Source organism: Streptomyces sp. NPDC058877 (genome assembly GCF_042742855.1).
Lineage (GTDB): Bacteria > Actinomycetota > Actinomycetes > Streptomycetales > Streptomycetaceae > Streptomyces.
In genome coordinates this window covers 26,601-43,148 of the sequence record NZ_JBHYMF010000004.1, presented here as the reverse complement: position 1 = coordinate 43,148, position 16,548 = coordinate 26,601, and the positions used below count along the sequence as shown (strand labels likewise).

11 protein-coding genes and 1 pseudogene are annotated in these 16,548 nt (G+C 73.5%); 7 read left to right on the top strand and 5 right to left on the bottom strand.

Going from position 1 to position 16,548, the window contains the following annotated elements:
- From ACFW2Y_RS01915 to ACFW2Y_RS01900, 4 genes and pseudogenes are all read right to left on the bottom strand, one after another.
- Positions 1–214 (bottom strand): annotated as a pseudogene (locus tag ACFW2Y_RS01915) (hypothetical protein); the annotation flags it as partial.
- Between the two features lie 381 nt (positions 215–595).
- Positions 596–1,699: a peptide chain release factor 2 gene (prfB, locus tag ACFW2Y_RS01910; RefSeq protein WP_384872058.1), complete on the bottom strand. Its 1,104-nt coding sequence runs from the start codon at positions 1,697–1,699 to the stop codon at positions 596–598.
- A 49-nt stretch (positions 1,700–1,748) separates the two neighbouring features.
- Positions 1,749–2,987 carry a serine/threonine-protein kinase gene (locus ACFW2Y_RS01905; RefSeq protein ID WP_384872056.1) on the bottom strand — a complete coding sequence of 413 codons (1,239 nt, stop codon included), beginning with the start codon at positions 2,985–2,987 and terminating at the stop codon, positions 1,749–1,751.
- Between the two features lie 107 nt (positions 2,988–3,094).
- On the bottom strand, positions 3,095–4,987 hold the full coding sequence (locus ACFW2Y_RS01900) for a protein kinase (RefSeq protein ID WP_384872053.1): 1,893 nt from the start codon (positions 4,985–4,987) through the stop codon (positions 3,095–3,097).
- A gap of 484 nt (positions 4,988–5,471) precedes the next feature.
- On the opposite strand from ACFW2Y_RS01900, the gene ACFW2Y_RS01895 reads away from it, so the two are divergent.
- The 4 genes from ACFW2Y_RS01895 to ACFW2Y_RS01880 all read left to right on the top strand — a co-directional run bounded on the left by ACFW2Y_RS01895 (position 5,472) and on the right by ACFW2Y_RS01880 (position 12,650).
- Positions 5,472–8,909, top strand: coding sequence for an FHA domain-containing protein (locus ACFW2Y_RS01895; RefSeq protein WP_384872050.1), 3,438 nt, complete (start codon positions 5,472–5,474; stop codon positions 8,907–8,909).
- Between the two features lie 154 nt (positions 8,910–9,063).
- Complete coding sequence (locus ACFW2Y_RS01890) at positions 9,064–10,407, top strand: ABC transporter substrate-binding protein (protein ID WP_384872047.1); 1,344 nt, start codon at positions 9,064–9,066, stop codon at positions 10,405–10,407.
- 9 nt (positions 10,408–10,416) lie between these two features.
- Positions 10,417–11,718 (top strand): carbohydrate ABC transporter permease, encoded by a 1,302-nt coding sequence (locus ACFW2Y_RS01885; RefSeq protein ID WP_384872044.1) that lies wholly within the window; start codon positions 10,417–10,419, stop codon positions 11,716–11,718.
- Complete coding sequence (locus ACFW2Y_RS01880) at positions 11,715–12,650, top strand: carbohydrate ABC transporter permease (protein ID WP_384872041.1); 936 nt, start codon at positions 11,715–11,717, stop codon at positions 12,648–12,650. The genes ACFW2Y_RS01885 and ACFW2Y_RS01880 overlap by 4 nt, the downstream gene beginning before the upstream one ends.
- Before the next feature lie 9 nt (positions 12,651–12,659).
- Here the strand turns inward: ACFW2Y_RS01880 and ACFW2Y_RS01875 are convergent, their stop codons facing one another.
- A complete protein-coding gene (locus ACFW2Y_RS01875) occupies positions 12,660–13,259 on the bottom strand; it encodes a TetR/AcrR family transcriptional regulator (RefSeq protein WP_384872038.1) in 600 nt (199 codons plus the stop codon).
- Positions 13,260–13,371: 112 nt separating this feature from the next.
- On the opposite strand from ACFW2Y_RS01875, the gene ACFW2Y_RS01870 reads away from it, so the two are divergent.
- The 3 genes from ACFW2Y_RS01870 to ACFW2Y_RS01860 are packed head-to-tail and all read left to right on the top strand — an operon-like array spanning position 13,372 to position 16,524.
- The gene (locus ACFW2Y_RS01870; RefSeq protein ID WP_384872036.1) at positions 13,372–14,352 is read left to right on the top strand and encodes an ABC transporter permease; all 981 of its coding nucleotides are present in this window, start codon (positions 13,372–13,374) and stop codon (positions 14,350–14,352) included.
- The gene (locus tag ACFW2Y_RS01865; protein WP_384872034.1) at positions 14,345–15,130 is read left to right on the top strand and encodes an ABC transporter ATP-binding protein; all 786 of its coding nucleotides are present in this window, start codon (positions 14,345–14,347) and stop codon (positions 15,128–15,130) included. The genes ACFW2Y_RS01870 and ACFW2Y_RS01865 overlap by 8 nt, the downstream gene beginning before the upstream one ends.
- 38 nt (positions 15,131–15,168) lie before the next feature.
- Positions 15,169–16,524: a glycosyltransferase 87 family protein gene (locus tag ACFW2Y_RS01860; protein WP_384872032.1), complete on the top strand. Its 1,356-nt coding sequence runs from the start codon at positions 15,169–15,171 to the stop codon at positions 16,522–16,524.
- Positions 16,525–16,548 lie beyond the last annotated feature (24 nt).

The window sequence follows — 16,548 nt, the reverse complement described above, 5'->3', positions numbered from 1 at the left end:
ACGCACCACCGGTGGTCTGACCGTAGGTCGTGTTCCCGGTGTCCTCCTCGCCCGGGGCGTCCTGGATACCGAGGCCCGCGTCCTGGGTCTGGTTCGATTCGGTTCCGAATCCGCCGACGGCCTGTGCGGCACCGGCCGCCGTCAGGGACGCACCGGCGATGATCACGGCACTGGCCGCGACCCGCACCAGGCGGACTCGCGTCTTGTTGGTCATCTGGCTGCTACCCCCAGTAGCTCATCTCGTCATGGGGCAGCGCTCGGGGCTCCGCGCAGTACGGGTGACGTCACGACTGGACCTGCCCCCGTTCACACGCGTCCCAGCGAAGCGCATGCCAGTGAGCCACCCTTCCGAGTTTCCGAAGCACCGTCAAGCCGATTGCGCGTGCAATGCCCGAAAGATCACCTCACACCCGAGATGCGATGAAGCAACTGTGACGTAAACCCTGAACTAAGGCCCCAGCAAGGGAAGTTCCCTTGTCGACAAAGCTCCCAGAGCATCGCCCTTTCGCTTGCGCCAGCGAATGAGCAGGGGGCACGGAACGACATCGGGCCCCACACCCGAACGGTGTGGGGCCCGGAAGCACGGAGCCGCGGACTACCTGTCCTGCTGCTTGCGCCAGCGGATGCCGGCCTCCAGGAAGCCGTCGATCTCGCCGTCCAGCACGGACTGCGGATTGCCGACCTCGAACTCCGTACGGAGGTCCTTGACCATCTGGTAGGGGTGCAGCACGTACGAACGCATCTGGTTGCCCCAGGAGCTGCCGCTGTCCTTGAGGGCGTCCATCTTGGCCCGCTCCTCCTGGCGCTGGCGCTCGAGGAGCTTGGCCTGGAGGACGTTCATGGCGCTCGCCTTGTTCTGGATCTGGGAGCGCTCGTTCTGGCAGGAGACCACGATGCCGGTCGGGATGTGCGTGATGCGCACGGCCGAGTCGGTCGTGTTGACGCCCTGGCCACCGGGGCCGGAGGCGCGGTACACGTCGACGCGGAGGTCCGACTCCTCGATGTCCACGTGGTCCGAGGACTCGACGACCGGCAGGACCTCGACGCCTGCGAAGGACGTCTGACGGCGCCCCTGGTTGTCGAAGGGCGAGATGCGGACGAGTCGGTGGGTGCCCTGCTCGACGGAGAGCGTGCCGTAGGCGTACGGGGCCTTCACCACGAAGGTGGTGGACTTGATGCCCGCCTCCTCCGCGTACGAGGTCTCGTAGATCTCCGTCGGGTAGCCGTGGCGCTCCGCCCAGCGCAGGTACATGCGCTGGAGCCGCTCGGCGAAGTCGGAGGCGTCGACGCCGCCGGCCTCGGCCCGGATGTTGACCAGTGCCTCGCGCTCGTCGTACTCGCCCGAGAGGAGGGTGCGGACCTCCATCTCGTCGAGGGCCTTGCGGACGGAGCCCAGCTCGGCCTCGGCCTCGGCGAGGGTGTCCGGGTCGTCCATCTCCTCGGCGAGCTCGAAGAGCACCCCGAGGTCGTCGATCCGACCGCGCAGGGTCTCCGCCTTGCGGACCTCGGCCTGGAGGTGCGAAAGCTTGCTGGTGATCTTCTGCGCCGCCTCCGGGTCGTCCCACAGGGACGGGGCCGCGGCCTGCTCTTCGAGCACGGCGATGTCGGCCCTCAGCTTCTCGAGGTCCAGGACGGCCTCGATCGACCCCATGGTCGAGGAGAGGGACTTCAGCTCTTCGGATACATCGACGACTGCCACGCGTCCAGCGTAACGGCTCCGGGCTCGGACCCGAACCTACGGCTGGGGGCTACGGCTGGGAGGACTGCTTGGAGTCCTGCGGCACGGCGTCGTCGTCGCCGGAGGCCGCGAGGTAGCCACCCGTCCCGAGCGCCCCCGCGACCACCAGCGCCGCGACGGCGAGGGTGATCCTCCTCTTGCGGACCGCACCCGACTTGTGGCGGGCCGAACCGGGGCGGCGGGCACCGGCGGGGCGGGGGGCGCGGGCCGTGCCGAGGGGGCCGCCGGAGAGCTCGTCGGGGGCCGGGACCCGCATGGAGGTGTGGGTGTCGCGGTTCGAGTCGGCGGAGGCGCCGGGGACGAGCGGGACGGCGGCACGGCGCGGACCGGGCTCCCCCGCGTCGGTGCCGGTGGGGTACGCGTCCCCCTCCCGCTGCTCGGGGGCCGGCTCCGTGCCCGGCTCGTCGACGTCCAGCGGCGGGATGCCCTTGAGCAGCGGCAGGACGTCCTTCAGGCGGGCGGCGAGCTCGGAGGCGCGCAGGCGGGAGGCCGGGGCCTTGGCGAGGCACTGCACCAGCAGCTGCCACAGTTCCTCGGGAATGCCGGGCAGCGGGACGACGGTCTCGGTGACGTGGCGGCGCAGGACCGCACCGGGGTGGCCGCCGCCGAAGGGGGTGAAGCCGGCGAGCAGCTCGTACAGGACGGTCGCGAGGGCGTAGATGTCGACGGCGGCGCGCGGGGGGAGTCCCTCGACGATCTCGGGGGCGAGGTAGTCGGGGGTGCCGATGATCCGGGTCGCCTTGGTGCGGCCCGGGGTGTCGATCAGTTTGGCGACGCCGAAGTCGGTGAGGAGGGCGGGATGGGCGCCACCGGGCCCCAGGGGCCCCTCCATGTCGAGCAGGATGTTCTCGGGCTTGACGTCCCGGTGGACGACGCCGGCGGCGTGCGCGGCGGCGAGCCCCTCGGCAACGTCCTTGGCGATCGCGACGGCGGCCTCGGGGGCGAGCCGCCGCTCCCGGTCGAGCCTGGTCCGCAGGTCGGTGCCGCGGACCAGGTCCATGACGAGGGCGAGGTCGTTGCCGTCCACGACGAGGTCGCGGACCTTGACCACCCGGGGGTGGTCGAGGCCGAGCAGGGCGGTCCGCTCCTGGACGAAGCGGCCGACGAGCTCCTGGTCGGAGGCCAGGTCCTCGCGCAGCAGTTTGATGGCGACGGGCCCCTCGGGGCCCTCGCCGAGCCACACCGTTCCGGCGCTGCCCCGCCCGAGGATCTGGTGGGCGGTGTAGCGGCTGCCGATGTTCCGTGCCAAGACTGCTCCCTCAGCGGCTGCGGTTCGCGACAAAACTACGCGTCCACGGCCGCCGGTCGTCACTTCCGAGGGGAAATCACACCTCGGAAGTCGATAAATCTGCAGTATTACTGACCACTACCGCCGGTAGCACCCCCGGAACCGGTGGCTTCCCAGAGCGAGGAGAAGAAGTCGGTGACCGCCGAGATGCCGTCACCGATGGCCTCCCAGTACCCCTTGCCCTGGGCGACCCAGTCCTGCAGCGGGGTGAGCTCCCAGACCAGCCAGCCGGCGACCACGAACAGGACGATCGTGAACAAGCAGCCCTTGAGGCAGCCCAGCCCGGGGATCCGCATCGGGTTGGCGCTGCGCTGGCGCGGTGGGCGCGGCTCGCGCGGCGCCGGGGCCTGCGGCGGCGGCTGCTGAGGCGGCTGGTACTGCTGCTGGGGCTGCGGCGGCTGGTACTGCTGCTGCGGGGCCGCGTACGCCTGCGGGGCGGGCTGGGGCGGCCGGTACTGCTGCTGGGGCTGCGGCGGGCGCTGCGGAGCCGGGCGCTGGGCCGGGCGCTGCGGCGGGTACGGCTGCTGCTGGCCGTGCGGGCCGGGCTGCTGGCCGGGCTGCTGCCGTCCGTACGGGCCGGGCTGCTGGCCTTGCTGCTGTCCGTACGGGCCGGGCTGCTGCTGGCCTTGCTGCTGCTGGTCGTACCCACCGGGCTGCTGCGGCCGGCGCTGCGGCCGGCGACGGAGCGGGTCCTCGCTCGGGTCGAGGTACTGCACCTGGGTCTGCTCGTTGCGGTCGCGGGCCGCGCGCAGCTGGCCCTGCCAGGGGTGCGGTTGTTCCGCCGGCGGGTCCTGCGGCACGGGAGGCATGACGGCCGTGGGGTCGGCCGCGCCCGACGCCCCCTGACCGGTCGCGGGGAGCACCGCGGTCGGGTCGGCCGCGCCGGTCGGGCCGCCGGTCGGCATGACGCTGGTCGCGGCGGCGGGGTCGTACTGCGGCGGGGTCCCGGCACCGGATCCGCCGGGCAGCATCTGGGTGGCGTCGGCGGCCCCCGGCGTCTGGGGCACCGGCGCGGGCGCCGGGTCCGGGGCCAGGAGCACGGCGACGCCGTCCGCCGCCTCGATCTGGGCGGGCGTGGCGTGCACGCCGATGCCGGCGGCGACCGCGCGCAGGCCGCGGGCCAGGTTCACGGCGCTCGGCCGCCGGTCCGGGTCCTTGCTGAGGCAGCGCTCCATGACCGTCCACAGCGGACCGGGCACGGTCGAGGGGCGGCGCGGCTCCTCGCTGAGGTGCCGGTGGAGGACCTCCAGGGCGGTGCCGCCCGCGAACGGGGGCCGGCCGGTGACCAGCTCGTAGAGGAGGATGCCCGCGCCGTAGATGTCGACGGCGGAGGTCTGCGGGCGGCCCTCGGCGGACTCGGGCGCCACGTACGCGGGCGTGCCGACGAACTCGTGGGTGCGGGTCAGGCCCGGGGAGTCGGCGAGCCGCGCGATGCCGAAGTCGGTCAGCATCGGGTGCATCTGGCCGCCCTGCTCGGCGAGCAGCACGTTGGCCGGCTTGAGGTCGCGGTGGACGACCCCGTCGGCGTGGCTGGCGGCGAGCGCGTCGGCGATCTGGGCGGTGAGGAGGGCGGCGGCGACCGGGGTGAGCGGCCCGTTCTCCCGGATGTACCGGTGCAGGTCGGGGCCCTCGACGAGGTCCATGACGAGGGCGAGCACATCGCCCTCGACGACCAGGTCACGGGTGCGCACGATGTTCGGGTGGGTGAGCCGCAGGAGCACGGACCGCTCGCGCAGGAAGCGCATCACGATGTCCGCGTCGTTGGCCAGCTCTTCCTTGAGGACCTTGATCGCGACGGTTTCGCCGGGCTGGCCGGACACGGTGGCCTCGGTCGCCGTCCCGTCCCTGCCCCAGGACTCCGGCGCGCCCGGGGGCGCCACCGTCCGGGCTCGCCAGACGGTGCCCGTGGCGCCGCGGCCGAGCGGCTCCTCGAGCAGGTACTTACTGCCGATAGGCCGCACGTCACGCGCTCCCTGCTGGTCGTGGTCCTGGGGTGGTTCCCGCTCGATGTCCCCGGGGTTGCTGTCCTGTGTATGTGACCCGTCCGGGTGTCCGAACCACTTTAGTGCGGCCGAACGGGTCACCGGTCGGTCGTCCACGGGCCGGTTCCGGTGTCGTGATCGACTCCCCTCGGTGCCTCGGGGCGAGCGGAACTTGTCCGGAAGAAGACGCTCCAAGGGGTGCAGCGGTTGCCAGGCATGCTCCGAAGACATGCCCAACCAGGCGCTTTCCCGTCCTCAGTCGACCGTTCAAGATCACTTGTGGTCGACCCGCGGGCGTATTGTCTGCGGCAGGTGCGAGGATGCCTCCAGCACGTCGCACCGAAGGGGTCGGGAGCCCCCGCGCCGTGCCGACCTGTACCGGGCGACGCGTCCGTGCCGGGTGGGGGGTGACACGGGCGGTTCCCCTGCCTGGCAGCTCGCGCAGAAGGGACCGCTGACGGCGATGCAGATCCGGTTGACCGTCCTCGCGCCGCATGCCGGCCACGGCGCCCGGCGCGCCTGCGACGTGCTCGTCACGGCCCCCGCCGGGACGGCCCTGGCCACCGTGGCCTCGAACCTCGCCGCCGCCGTCACCGGCCCCGAGGCCTCCGCCTCGGGCACGCCCGTGCTCCACGCGAGCGGGGAGCGGCTCGACGGCCGGCGCTGCGTGCTCGGCGAGCCCCCGCTCGTCGACGGCGCGGTGCTCGCCCTCCACGACCCCGGCCCGGACGACCGGGTCGACGAGACGGCCACGGCCCGGCTGCACGTGGTGGCGGGCCCGGACGCGGGCGGAGTGCACCTGCTGCACGGCGGAGCGATCAAAATCGGCCGTTCCGTCGATGCCGACGTACCGCTCGACGACCCGGACGTCTCCCGCGCCCACTGCACGGTGACCGTCGGTGCGGACGGCCGGGTCACGGTCGTCGACCGCGGCTCGACCAACGGGACGACGGTCGACGGCGCACCCGTCGGCGACCGCCCGGTCCCGCTCCGCCCGGGCGCCCTGCTGCGCCTCGGCGAGTCCGCCCTCCGGCTGACCGGTCCCGGCGGTGCCCTCGGCGGCACGGACCAGCTGGCGACGGCCCCCGACGGAGAGGGCCATCTGCGGGTCGTGCCCGGGCTCGGGGGGACGGGCGCGACGCACCGCACCGACCGGGCCGACCGGGTGCCCCCGTCGGACGGCGCCACCCACGGCGGCGCACACGGGATCGCGCACGACGGAGGCCACGCGCAGAACCGTCCCGGCGGGACCGTCGGCCACGAAGGAGCCGGGGCCGACGACGGAACCCGGCCGACCGAGCGGACCGGGCCGCCCCGGGCACGGGAAGGGGCCGCGGGGACTCCCGCGGCACCCCTGCGCAGCGGCGGCGGCAGGCGCGGACTCGGCGCATGGGCCCGTCGTCTCGCGGGCGGCCGTGAGGACCTCGCGGCGCCCTCCGCCGGCCCGCCCGCCGCTCCGGCCCCCCACAGCGGCGTCCCCCTCGTGCCGGGCGCCCGGCAGGGCACCCCCGGATCCGCACCGCGGGCGGACACCTGGCCGGACCCGGCCACCGTCCTGCTCACCGCCCTCGGACCGGGACCCCGGCTCTGGGAGCGGGGCCAGCAGCACCCCGAGGCGCTCGTCGTCAGGCTCGGCACGACGGACCGCGCCGAGCTCTCCGGCGTGCCCGTCACCGTCGGGCTGCGCGAGGTCGGCTCCCTCGGCCTGGCCGGTCCGGGCAATCGACTCACCGGTCTCGCCCGCTCGGTCGTGGCCCAACTCGCCGCCCTGCACTCCCCCGCGGATCTGGAGATCGTGCTCATCAGCGCCGATCGGAACCGCTCCCTCGACGAGCGGCGCCGTGCCTGGGGCTGGCTCGGCTGGCTCCCCCACGTCCGCCCGGCCCACGGCCAGGACTGCCGGCTGCTCCTCGCGTACGACCGCGAGCAGGCCCAGGCCCGGACGGCCGAGCTGACCCGGCGGCTCGACGACGGCCCGCTCGGTCCCGGCTGGCCCAGCGCCGACCACGCGTCCGTCGCCGAGGCCGCGGCCCGCCACGACGGGCCGACGACGGTGGTGATCGTGGACGGCGATCCCGGTTCGGCCGCGCTGCGCGAAACCGTGGCACGGCTCGCGGGAGCGGGCGCGGCAGCCGGCATCCACCTCCTGTGCCTGGCCGAGGCGCCCTCGGCCACCCCTGACTCACCCGTGGCCGCCACCTACGAGGCCGCGTGCGCCGCCTCCCTCGCGTTCCGCGAGTGCGGGGCCGCCGCACTGCTCAGCGGTGACGTGGCGACCGCGATGCGATTGCTGCGGACGGCGGGCGGACGGCTCGCGGGACACGGCACCGTCGGCGTGGTCGATGCGGTCTCCGTCGCCTGGGCGGAACGCTTCGGCCGGGCCCTGGCCCCGCTGCGCCCGGAGACGACGGCGACACCCCACGGCCGGACCGCCGCACTGCCCCCGTCAGCGCGCCTGCTCGACGAGCTCGGGCTCGCCCGCGCCACCCCCGCCTCCCTGATGGCCCGCTGGGCCTCGGCCGAGGACGGGACGGCCGTCTTGGGCGCCGGCCCGCGCGGCCCCCTGGCGGTGGACCTCACCCAGGAGGGCCCGCACCTGCTGGTCGAAGGTCCGGCGGGCAGCGGGCGCACGGAGCTGCTCCGCTCGATCGCCGCCTCCCTCGCGGCGGGCGGGCGGCCCGATCGGCTCGGACTGCTCCTGGTGGACGGCGCGGGCGGCGAGCGCGGTGAGGGCCTCGCCTCCTGTACGGAGCTGCCGCACGTCACCGAACACCTGGTCGCCTCGGACCCGGTGCGGATGCGGGAGTTCGCCCAGGCGCTCGGCGCGGAGCTGAAGCGCCGGGCGGAGCTCCTGGGCGACGGCCGCTTCGCCGACCGGCGGTCGGTGGTGCGCACCACCGACCGGCTGATCGGGCAGCGCACTCCGAGCGCGGCGGAATCGCTCCCGCAGGGCGTCCGGGCGACCGTCCGCGTCCCGGACACCGGTGAACTCACGGACCGGCCGAGCGGACGCACCCTCCGGACGGGCGACGGCACGATCGGCACCCTCCCCAGCAGTCGCAGCGGTCGCGTTCCGCGCGCGGGTGCCGACGACGCGAACGGCCTGCCGCCCCGCGCCGGTGCGGGGGACCTCCGCAGCGGCCCGAGCAGCCGCACCCTGCGCACGGGCGCGGACGACCTCACCGGCCGCACCAGCGGACGCGTCCCCCACCCCGACACCGGCGACGTCACCGGCCGGGCCAGCGGACGCATCCCCCACCCGAGCACGGGCGACCTCGCCGAACGCCCCAGCGGACGCGTCCCGCATCCCGGCGCCGAGCCGCCGGGGAGGACTGCGTCCCCCGGCCCGGGGGACCGGGCGACGACGGGCACCGGGCACCTGCCGCGGCTCGTCGTGCTCGTCGACGATTTCGACGCCCTGGTGACCCCGGCGCTCGGTGCCCCCGGCCGACCGGCCGCCGGGTCGGTCGTCCGGGCCCTGGAAGCCGTCGCACGGCACGGCGAGCGCCTCGGGGTGCACCTGGTGGCGACTTCGGCGCGCCCGGACCGCACGGCCGACACCGAGTTGGCGCACGGGGCCCGGCTGCGGATCGTGCTCGACGCTCCTCCGGTGGAGGCGGGCCCGGACGTGCCGGCGGCCGGACGGGGGCGGCTCGGCCACCCGGACGGCCGAGTGACTCCCTTCCAGGCGGGGCGCGTCACAGGGCGGATCCCCCGCACGGCCACGCTCCGTCCGACGGTCGTCCCGCTGGAGTGGGAGCGGATGGGCGACCCGCCCGCCCGTCGCCCGGTCCGCGAGCTGGGCAACGGCCCGACGGACCTTGCCCTGCTCGCGAGCGCCCTCGATCGGGCGGCCCGCTCCGTGGAGGCGGTGCCGGTCCCCCCGCTCAGTCACGCCTGACGCCCCCGGATTCCCCCGTCGAACACCCTGACGACACGTCACAAGCCAATCACGATCGCCCACTTGACGCGAAAGGCGGTATTGCGGGGCCCCGCACCCCGGCGTAGACCTGTCGACACGGGACAGCGACGCGCACGAAAGAGACGGGGCAGCAATGCGTACAACTCTTCGTCCACGCAAGGCCGTGGCCGCGGCAACGGCGACCGTCCTCGCCCTGGCCCTCGCAGCCTGCGGCAGCGGGAGCGACGGGAGCGGGGGCCCGGAAGAAGCCGGCCCCCTCGCGGGCGAGACGGTCACGGTCGCCGCCGTCTGGACCGGGCCGGAGCAGGAGAACTTCACCAAGGTCCTGAAGGAGTTCGAGAAGCGCACCGGCGCCAAGACCGTCTTCGTGCCGGCCCAGGATCCGATCGTGAACTTCCTCGGCACGAAGATCGCCGGCGGCTCCCCGCCGGACGTGGCCATGCTTCCGCAGGTGGGCGCGATCCAGCAGGCCGTCGCGGAGAAGTGGTTGAAGCCGGTCGGCCCGGACGCGAAGGCCCAGCTGGCGGCGAACTACTCGCGCGGTTGGCAGGAGCTCGGCGCGGTGGACGGCACCCAGTACGGGGTCTACTTCAAGGCCGCCAACAAGTCCCTGGTCTGGTACAACTCCGCGGTCTTCGACAACGCGGGCGCCGTCGAACCGAAGACCTGGAAGGAGTTCCTCGCCACCGCCGAGACGATCTCGGCCTCGGGCGTGGCCCCGGTCTCGGTCGGGGGTGCGGACGGCTGGACCCTCACCGACTGGTTCGAGAACGTCTACCTCTCGCAGGCCGGCCCGGCCCGCTACGACCAGTTGGCGAAGCACTCGATCCCGTGGACGGACCCGTCCGTCACGGCCGCGCTGACCACGCTCGGGGAGTTGTTCGGCAAGCCCTCGCTGCTCGCGGGAGGAGCCGACGGGGCCCTGCAGACGGAGTACCCGACCTCGGTCACGCAGACCTTCACGGGCGGCGACCAACCCAAGGGCGCGATGGTCTTCGAGGGCGACTTCGCCGCCGTCAACATCGCCCAGACCAGCGCGGCGATCGGGAAGGACGCGAAGGTCTTCCCCTTCCCGGCGGTCGGCGGCGGCGCGGCCCCGGTCGTGACGGCCGGTGACGCGGCCGTGGCCCTGAAGGACAGCAAGGGCGCCCAGGCCCTCCTCGCCTTCCTCGCCTCTCCGGACGCCGCGGGGATCTGGGCGGCCGAGGGCGGTTTCCTGTCCCCCAACAAGAACCTGGACCCGGCCACGTACCCGAACGACGTCCAGCGCGAGATCGCCCGGGCGCTCATCGGCGCCGGCGACGACTTCCGCTTCGACATGTCGGACCAGATGCCGCAGTCCTTCGGCGGGACGCCGGGCAAGGGCGAGTGGAAGGCGCTCCAGGACTTCCTGAAGGACCCGAAGGACATCACCGGCACCCAGGCGCGCCTGGAGGCGGACGCGGCGAAGGCGTACCGGGCCGGCACGAAGGGCTGAGGCGCCGCGATGCCGAGGACCACCCGTCGGAGCAGGGTCGTGGCGGCAGGATTCCTGTTGCCCGCCCTGCTCCTGCTCGGCGCGCTCGTCGTCTACCCGATCGGGTACTCCGTCCGCCGCTCCCTCTTCGACCGCTCCGACGCCTCTTTCGTCGGCCTCGACAACTACCTCGCCCTGGTCACCGACGAATCGCTCCGCACGGCCGTCCGGAACAACCTGATCTGGTTGGTGGTCGCCCCGGCCGTGGCCACCGCCCTCGGCCTGGTCTTCGCGGTCCTGACCGAGCGGGTTCGCTGGGGCACGGCCTTCAAGCTGGTCGTCTTCATGCCGATGGCCATCTCGATGCTCGCCGCCGGGATCATCTTCCGGCTGGTCTACGAGCAGGATCCGGACCGGGGCGTCGCCAACGCCGTCTGGGTGGGGGTCCACGACACCTTCGTCGAGTCCTCCGGCTTCCCCGGGGCCCGGCCGCTGCCGGTGCACCCGTTGGAGGAGGCCGGCGACGGGGGGTACGTCACGGAGGAGCCGGTCCGGGCGGGCGTGCCCGTCCGCATCCCGTTGATCGGGGTGGCGCCGGCACGGATGCCGACGGAAGCGCTCCCGGCGCACGCGCCAGCGGATGCGGCCACCGGTGCCGAGGTCACCGGCACGGCCTGGTTGGACTTCACCCGGGGCGGCGGCGGGAAGCCGAACGTCGTCGATCCGGGAGAGCTGGGGTTGAAGGGCCTGCGGATCGAGGCGGTACGGGACGGGAAGGTCGTCGCCACGACCACGGCCGCGGCCGACGGCAGCTTCAGCCTGCCGGCCGACCGCGCCGACGGGGCCGTGCTCCGCCTGCCCGCGAGCAACTTCCGGGAGCAGTACGACGGCGTGCAGTGGCTCGGCCCCGTGCTGGTCACCCCGGCCGTGATCGGGGCGTACGTGTGGATGTGGGCCGGGTTCGCGATGGTGCTGATCGGCGCCGGACTCGCGGCCGTGCCGCGGGAACTGCTCGAAGCGGCGCGGATGGACGGCGCGAACGAATGGCAGGTCTTCCGGCGGATCACGGTGCCGCTCCTGGCACCGGTCCTGGTGGTCGTCCTCGTCACCCTGATGATCAACGTGTTGAAGGTCTTCGACCTGGTCTTCGTGATCGCGCCCGGCTCGACGCAGGACGACGCCAACGTGCTCGCGCTCCAGTTGTACCGCTCGTCCTTCGGCACGGACGCGGACCTCGGGGTCGGCTCGGCCATCGCGGTCGTCCTGCTCCTCCTCGTGCTGCCGGTGATGGTGGTCAACGTCCGTCGCATCCGAAGGGAGTCCCGCCGATGACCCCGCCCGCCACCGGGAAGGCCCCCGGGGGAACCACCGGGAGCACGGTCCGCCCCGCCACCCGGCTCGCGGTCCACCCCGCCACCCGACTCGCGGCCCGGCTCGCCTCCGGGGCCGCGTCCGGCGCCGTACGGGTCTTCCTGGTCCTCGTCGGCCTGTTCTGGCTGCTGCCGACGGTCGGGCTCCTGCTGTCCTCGCTCCGTTCGCCCTCCGACATCGCAGCGAGCGGCTGGTGGCGGGTGCTCACCTCCCCGGCCCAGCTGACCACCGAGAACTACGGCCGCCTCCTCGCGAACGACACGATCACCGGATCCCTCCTCTCCACCGTCCTGATCACCGTCCCGGCCACCCTCCTCGTGCTCGTCCTCGGCTCGCTCGCCGGGTACGCCTTCGCCTGGCTGGAGTTCCCCGGCCGGGACTGGTGGTTCCTGGGGGTGGTCGCGCTCCTCGTGGTCCCGGTGCAGGTCGCCCTGGTTCCGGTGTCGAAGCTCTTCGGTGCGGTCGGGCTCTTCGAGACGACCGCGGGGGTCGTCCTCTTCCACACGGCCTTCGGCCTGCCGTTCGCGGTCTTCCTGCTGCGGAACTTCTTCGCGGAGATCCCGCGCGAGCTCCTGGAGGCGGCCCGGCTCGACGGGGCGGGCGAGGTGCGCCTCTTCACCCGGGTGGTGCTGCCGCTCGGCGGTCCGGCGATCGCCTCGCTGGGGATCTTCCAGTTCTTGTGGGTCTGGAACGACATGCTGATCGCACTGGTCTTCGCGGATTCCCAGTCCCCGCCGATCACCGTGGCCCTGCAGCAGCAGGTGCGCCAGTTCGGCAACAACGTGGACGTGCTGGCGCCGGGGGCGTTCGTGTCGATGGTGGTGCCGCTGGTGGTCTTCTTCGCGTTCCAGCGGCAGTTCGCGTCCGGGGTGATGGCGGGTGCGGTGAAGTAGGCCCCGGGGTCAGGCCGTGAGCGCGGCGACCGCCGCACGCGCGAGCTCGTCGACGTACCCGGCCGGCAGCGGGGCGCGGACGACGACCAGGCGCCAGTAGAGCGGTCCGACGACCAGGTCGAGTGCCCGGCCGGGGTCCGTACCGGTCGGGAGTTCACCGCGTGCGACGGCCTCGCGGACGATCTGGGTCATGACGCCCTGCTGGCCGTCGAGCAGCACGGCCCGGACGGTCTCGGCGATCTCGGGCTGTCGGGCGGCCTCGACGAGCAGGTCGGGGATGACCTGTGAGGCGACCGGGTGGCGGAGGGCGTGCGAGGCCACTTCGAGGAGGGCGCGCACGTCCCCGTACAGGGAGCCGCTGGCGGGAGCCGGGAGGCCCTGGGCGGCGAAGGCTCCGACGAGGTCGAGGACCAGGGCGAGCTTGGACTTCCAGCGCCGGTAGACGGCGGTCTTGCCGACTCCTGCCCGGCGCGCGATGCCCTCGATGGACATCCGGGCGAACCCGACGGCCGCGAGTTCCTCGAAGACGGCGGCGCGGATGGCCTCGGTCACGTCCTCACGGAGTACGGCGGCTCCGGCGGGGGCACGGCGGGGGGTCGGCTCGGTCATGGACGGCATCCTAACCAAGGGCAACGTCACGACGATACGGTTGCGTCCCGACGCAGAATCGCTTTAGTCTCCCCGTAGCGACGATACGGACCCGTTCCATCGACCACGGCACATGCACCCCGCATGCGCGCCCCTTCACCGAAAGCGCCCGCCCGTGACCACGACCCTGCCCCCCGCCGCACCGGCCCCGGCGCCTGCCGCACAAGGGACACCGACCGCCCCCGCGGAGGACCTGGGCGCCCTCGCCCGCCGGCACGGCCTGAGCGTCAGCGGTGCCCGCCCCCCGCTCCCCACCTACGTGCGACAGCTCTGGTCCCGCCGCGACTTCGTCACCGCCTTCGCGACGGCCCGCCTGACCGCACAGTTCAGCCAGGCCAGGCTCGGCCAGGTCTGGCAGGTGATGACCCCGCTCCTCAACGCGGCCGTCTACTACGTGATCTTCGGCGTCCTGATGGACGCGAAGAGCGGCGTGCCCGACTACGTCCCCTTCCTCATGACCGGCATCTTCGTGTGGACCTTCACCTCCAACACGGCCCTGGCCGGCACCCGGGCGATCAGCGGCAACCTGGGACTGGTGCGCGCCCTGCACTTCCCGCGCGCGAGCCTGCCGATCTCGCTCGCGCTCCAGCAACTCCAGCAACTGCTGTTCTCGCTCGCCGCGCTCGTCATGATCCTGGCCTGCCTCGGCGAGTTCCCCACCGGGAGCTGGTTGCTCGCCGTTCCCGCGCTCCTCTGCCAGACACTGTTCAACACGGGCACGGCGCTGGTCCTCGCCCGGCTCGCGGCCCGCACCCCGGACATCAGCCAACTGATGCCGTTCGCGCTCCGCACCTGGATGTACGCCTCGGGCGCGATGTGGTCGATCCAGAACCTGGCGACCGGCGGGCGCTTCCCGGACGCCGTGGTGCTGGCCCTCCAGTGCAATCCCGCGGCGGTCTACATCGACCTCATGCGCTTCGCCCTCATCGAGAGCCACACGGCGGCCCAGCTGCCTCCCCACGCATGGGCGCTCGCCGCCGGCTGGGCCCTGCTCTCCTTCGGAGGCGGCTTCATCTGGTTCTGGAAGGCGGAGGAGACCTACGGCCGTGGCTGACGCACCGGGAACTCCGACCGTCGTGGCCGACGGAGTCCACATCACGTACGCCGTCCGCGGCGGACGCCCCGGCGGTCGGGGCGGCGCCACCGCGGCGATCGGCCGGATGCTGCACCGCCGCACGACACCTGACGGCCACCGGGTCCACGCCGTGCGGGGCGTCAGCTTCGTCGCGCGCCGGGGCGAGGCGATCGGCCTGATCGGTTCGAACGGATCAGGGAAATCCAGCCTCCTCAAGGCCGTCGCGGGCCTCCTGCCCGTGGCGCGGGGCCGGATCTTCACCCAGGGGCAACCCTCCCTCCTCGGCGTCAACGCGGCCCTGATGGAGGATCTGACCGGCGAGCGGAACGTGATCCTGGGCGGCCTCGCCCTGGGCATGAGCCGCGCGGAGATCGAGGCGCGCTACGAGGGGATCGTCGACTTCTCCGGCATCAACGAGAAGGACGAGGCGACCTCGCGCCCGATGCGGACCTACTCCTCCGGCATGGGCGCCCGACTGCGGTTCTCCATCGCCACGGCCAAGAGCCACGAGGTGCTGCTCATCGACGAGGCCCTGTCGACCGGTGACGCACGCTTCCGCCGCCGCAGCCGGCGACGGATCGACGAACTGCGGGCCGAGGCGGGGACGGTCTTCCTGGTCAGCCACTCGAACACGACGGTCACGGAGGCCTGCGACCGCGCACTGTGGCTGGAGGAGGGAACGCTGCGGATGGACGGGCCGGCGGAGCAGGTGGTGGCGGCGTACGAGGAGTTCACGGCCAGACCGAGGAGCAAGTAAACGAACAAATGGGACATCGACGGCTAAAGTGCGGTGGGGTGACGAACGATCACCCGCCTCTCGATCACCCCCGCCCCGACCCGTCCCGGACGCCCGACCCCCGGGGCACCCCCGCCACCCCCTCGCGGCCCGAGGGCGGCCCTCCCGCCCTCACCCGGTCCCCCTTCGAATCGGAGACCTTCACCTCCGCCACCTTCGTCACGGTCAGCCGGGGCCCCGCCCTCGCCCTCGCCGCCGTCTGGCTCCTCACCCGGGTCGGCATGCTCCTCCTCCTCGTCCGCGACGACCTCGGCATCGGCGGGGTGAGCGGCGAGATCGCCCTGTACGAGCACTGGTACGGAGGGTTCGCCGACGGCACCTTCCCCTCCGGCGACGTCACCTGGCAGTACCCTCCCGGCGCAGGACTCGTGATCATGTCGCCGGGCCTCCTCCCCTGGCTCACCTACTTCCAGGCCTTCGTCGCCCTCGCCCTCCTCGCCGACGCGGTCGTCGCCCTCGCCCTCGCCCACGCCGATGCCGCCCGCGCCACCCACGGCGCCTGGATCTGGGTCTGCGGCCTCCCGCTCCTCCTGCACCTGCCGCTCGCCCGGTACGACGTCCAGACCACCGCCCTCGCCGTGCTCGCCCTGCTGGCCATCGGCGCCCGGTCCCCCGCCGCCCACCAGCTCGGCGGGGCACTGGCCGGGATCGGCGCGATGGTCAAGGTGTGGCCGGCGCTCGCCCTGATCGGCACGCCGCGCGGTCGCACCACCCGCGAGGCCTGGACCGCCGCTGCCGTCGCCGCCCTCGCGCTCCTCGCCACCCTCGCGCTCTTCTTCTCCGACTCCCTGGGCTTCCTCCGCCAACAGGGCGACCGGGGCGTCCAGATCGAGTCCCTGGGCGGCACGGCACTCGCCCTGGCCCGGGCCGCCGGCGCCTGGCCGGGCGGGGTCGAGTTCCGCTACGGATCCGTCGAGTACGTCGGGCCGTACGTCTCCACCCTCGGACACCTCGCCCTGCTGCTCACCGTCATCGCCTTCGGCTGGCTGCTCCTGTGGCGGCTCCAGGCCCGCCGCTGGAGCCCTGCCACCCCGCTCGACGCGGCCCTGACCGCCGTCCTGCTCTTCACCGTGACCAGTCGGGTGATCAGCCCCCAGTACCTGATCTGGCTGCTCGGACTCGCCGCCGTCTGTCTGACCTCCCGCGCGACCGCGATGCGCCCGGTGGCCCTGCTCCTCCTCCCGGCAGCCGCGCTGAGCTCGCTCGCCTACCCCGTCCTGTACGCCGAGGTCATCGCCGGCACCGTCCCCGGCCTGGCCGTCATGGTGCTGCGCAACGGCCTGCTGCTCGCGGCGGCCCTGCTGGCCGCCCGCCGGCTGTGGACCTCGACGGCCGCCGTCCCCGCGGGGGCCTGAGGGGCCGCAATGCCAGGGGCACGC

Excerpts from the sequence above, each read along its gene's own strand:
- ACFW2Y_RS01885 (WP_384872044.1), top strand. The coding sequence starts at position 10,417 with ATGCCGAGGACCACCCGTCGGAGCAGGGTCGTGGCGGCAGGATTCCTG.
- ACFW2Y_RS01880 (WP_384872041.1), top strand. The coding sequence starts at position 11,715 with ATGACCCCGCCCGCCACCGGGAAGGCCCCCGGGGGAACCACCGGGAGC.
- ACFW2Y_RS01895 (WP_384872050.1), top strand. The coding sequence starts at position 5,472 with ATGCAGATCCGGTTGACCGTCCTCGCGCCGCATGCCGGCCACGGCGCC.
- ACFW2Y_RS01875 (WP_384872038.1), bottom strand. The coding sequence starts at position 13,259 with ATGACCGAGCCGACCCCCCGCCGTGCCCCCGCCGGAGCCGCCGTACTC.
- ACFW2Y_RS01890 (WP_384872047.1), top strand. The coding sequence starts at position 9,064 with ATGCGTACAACTCTTCGTCCACGCAAGGCCGTGGCCGCGGCAACGGCG.
- ACFW2Y_RS01870 (WP_384872036.1), top strand. The coding sequence starts at position 13,372 with ATGCACCCCGCATGCGCGCCCCTTCACCGAAAGCGCCCGCCCGTGACC.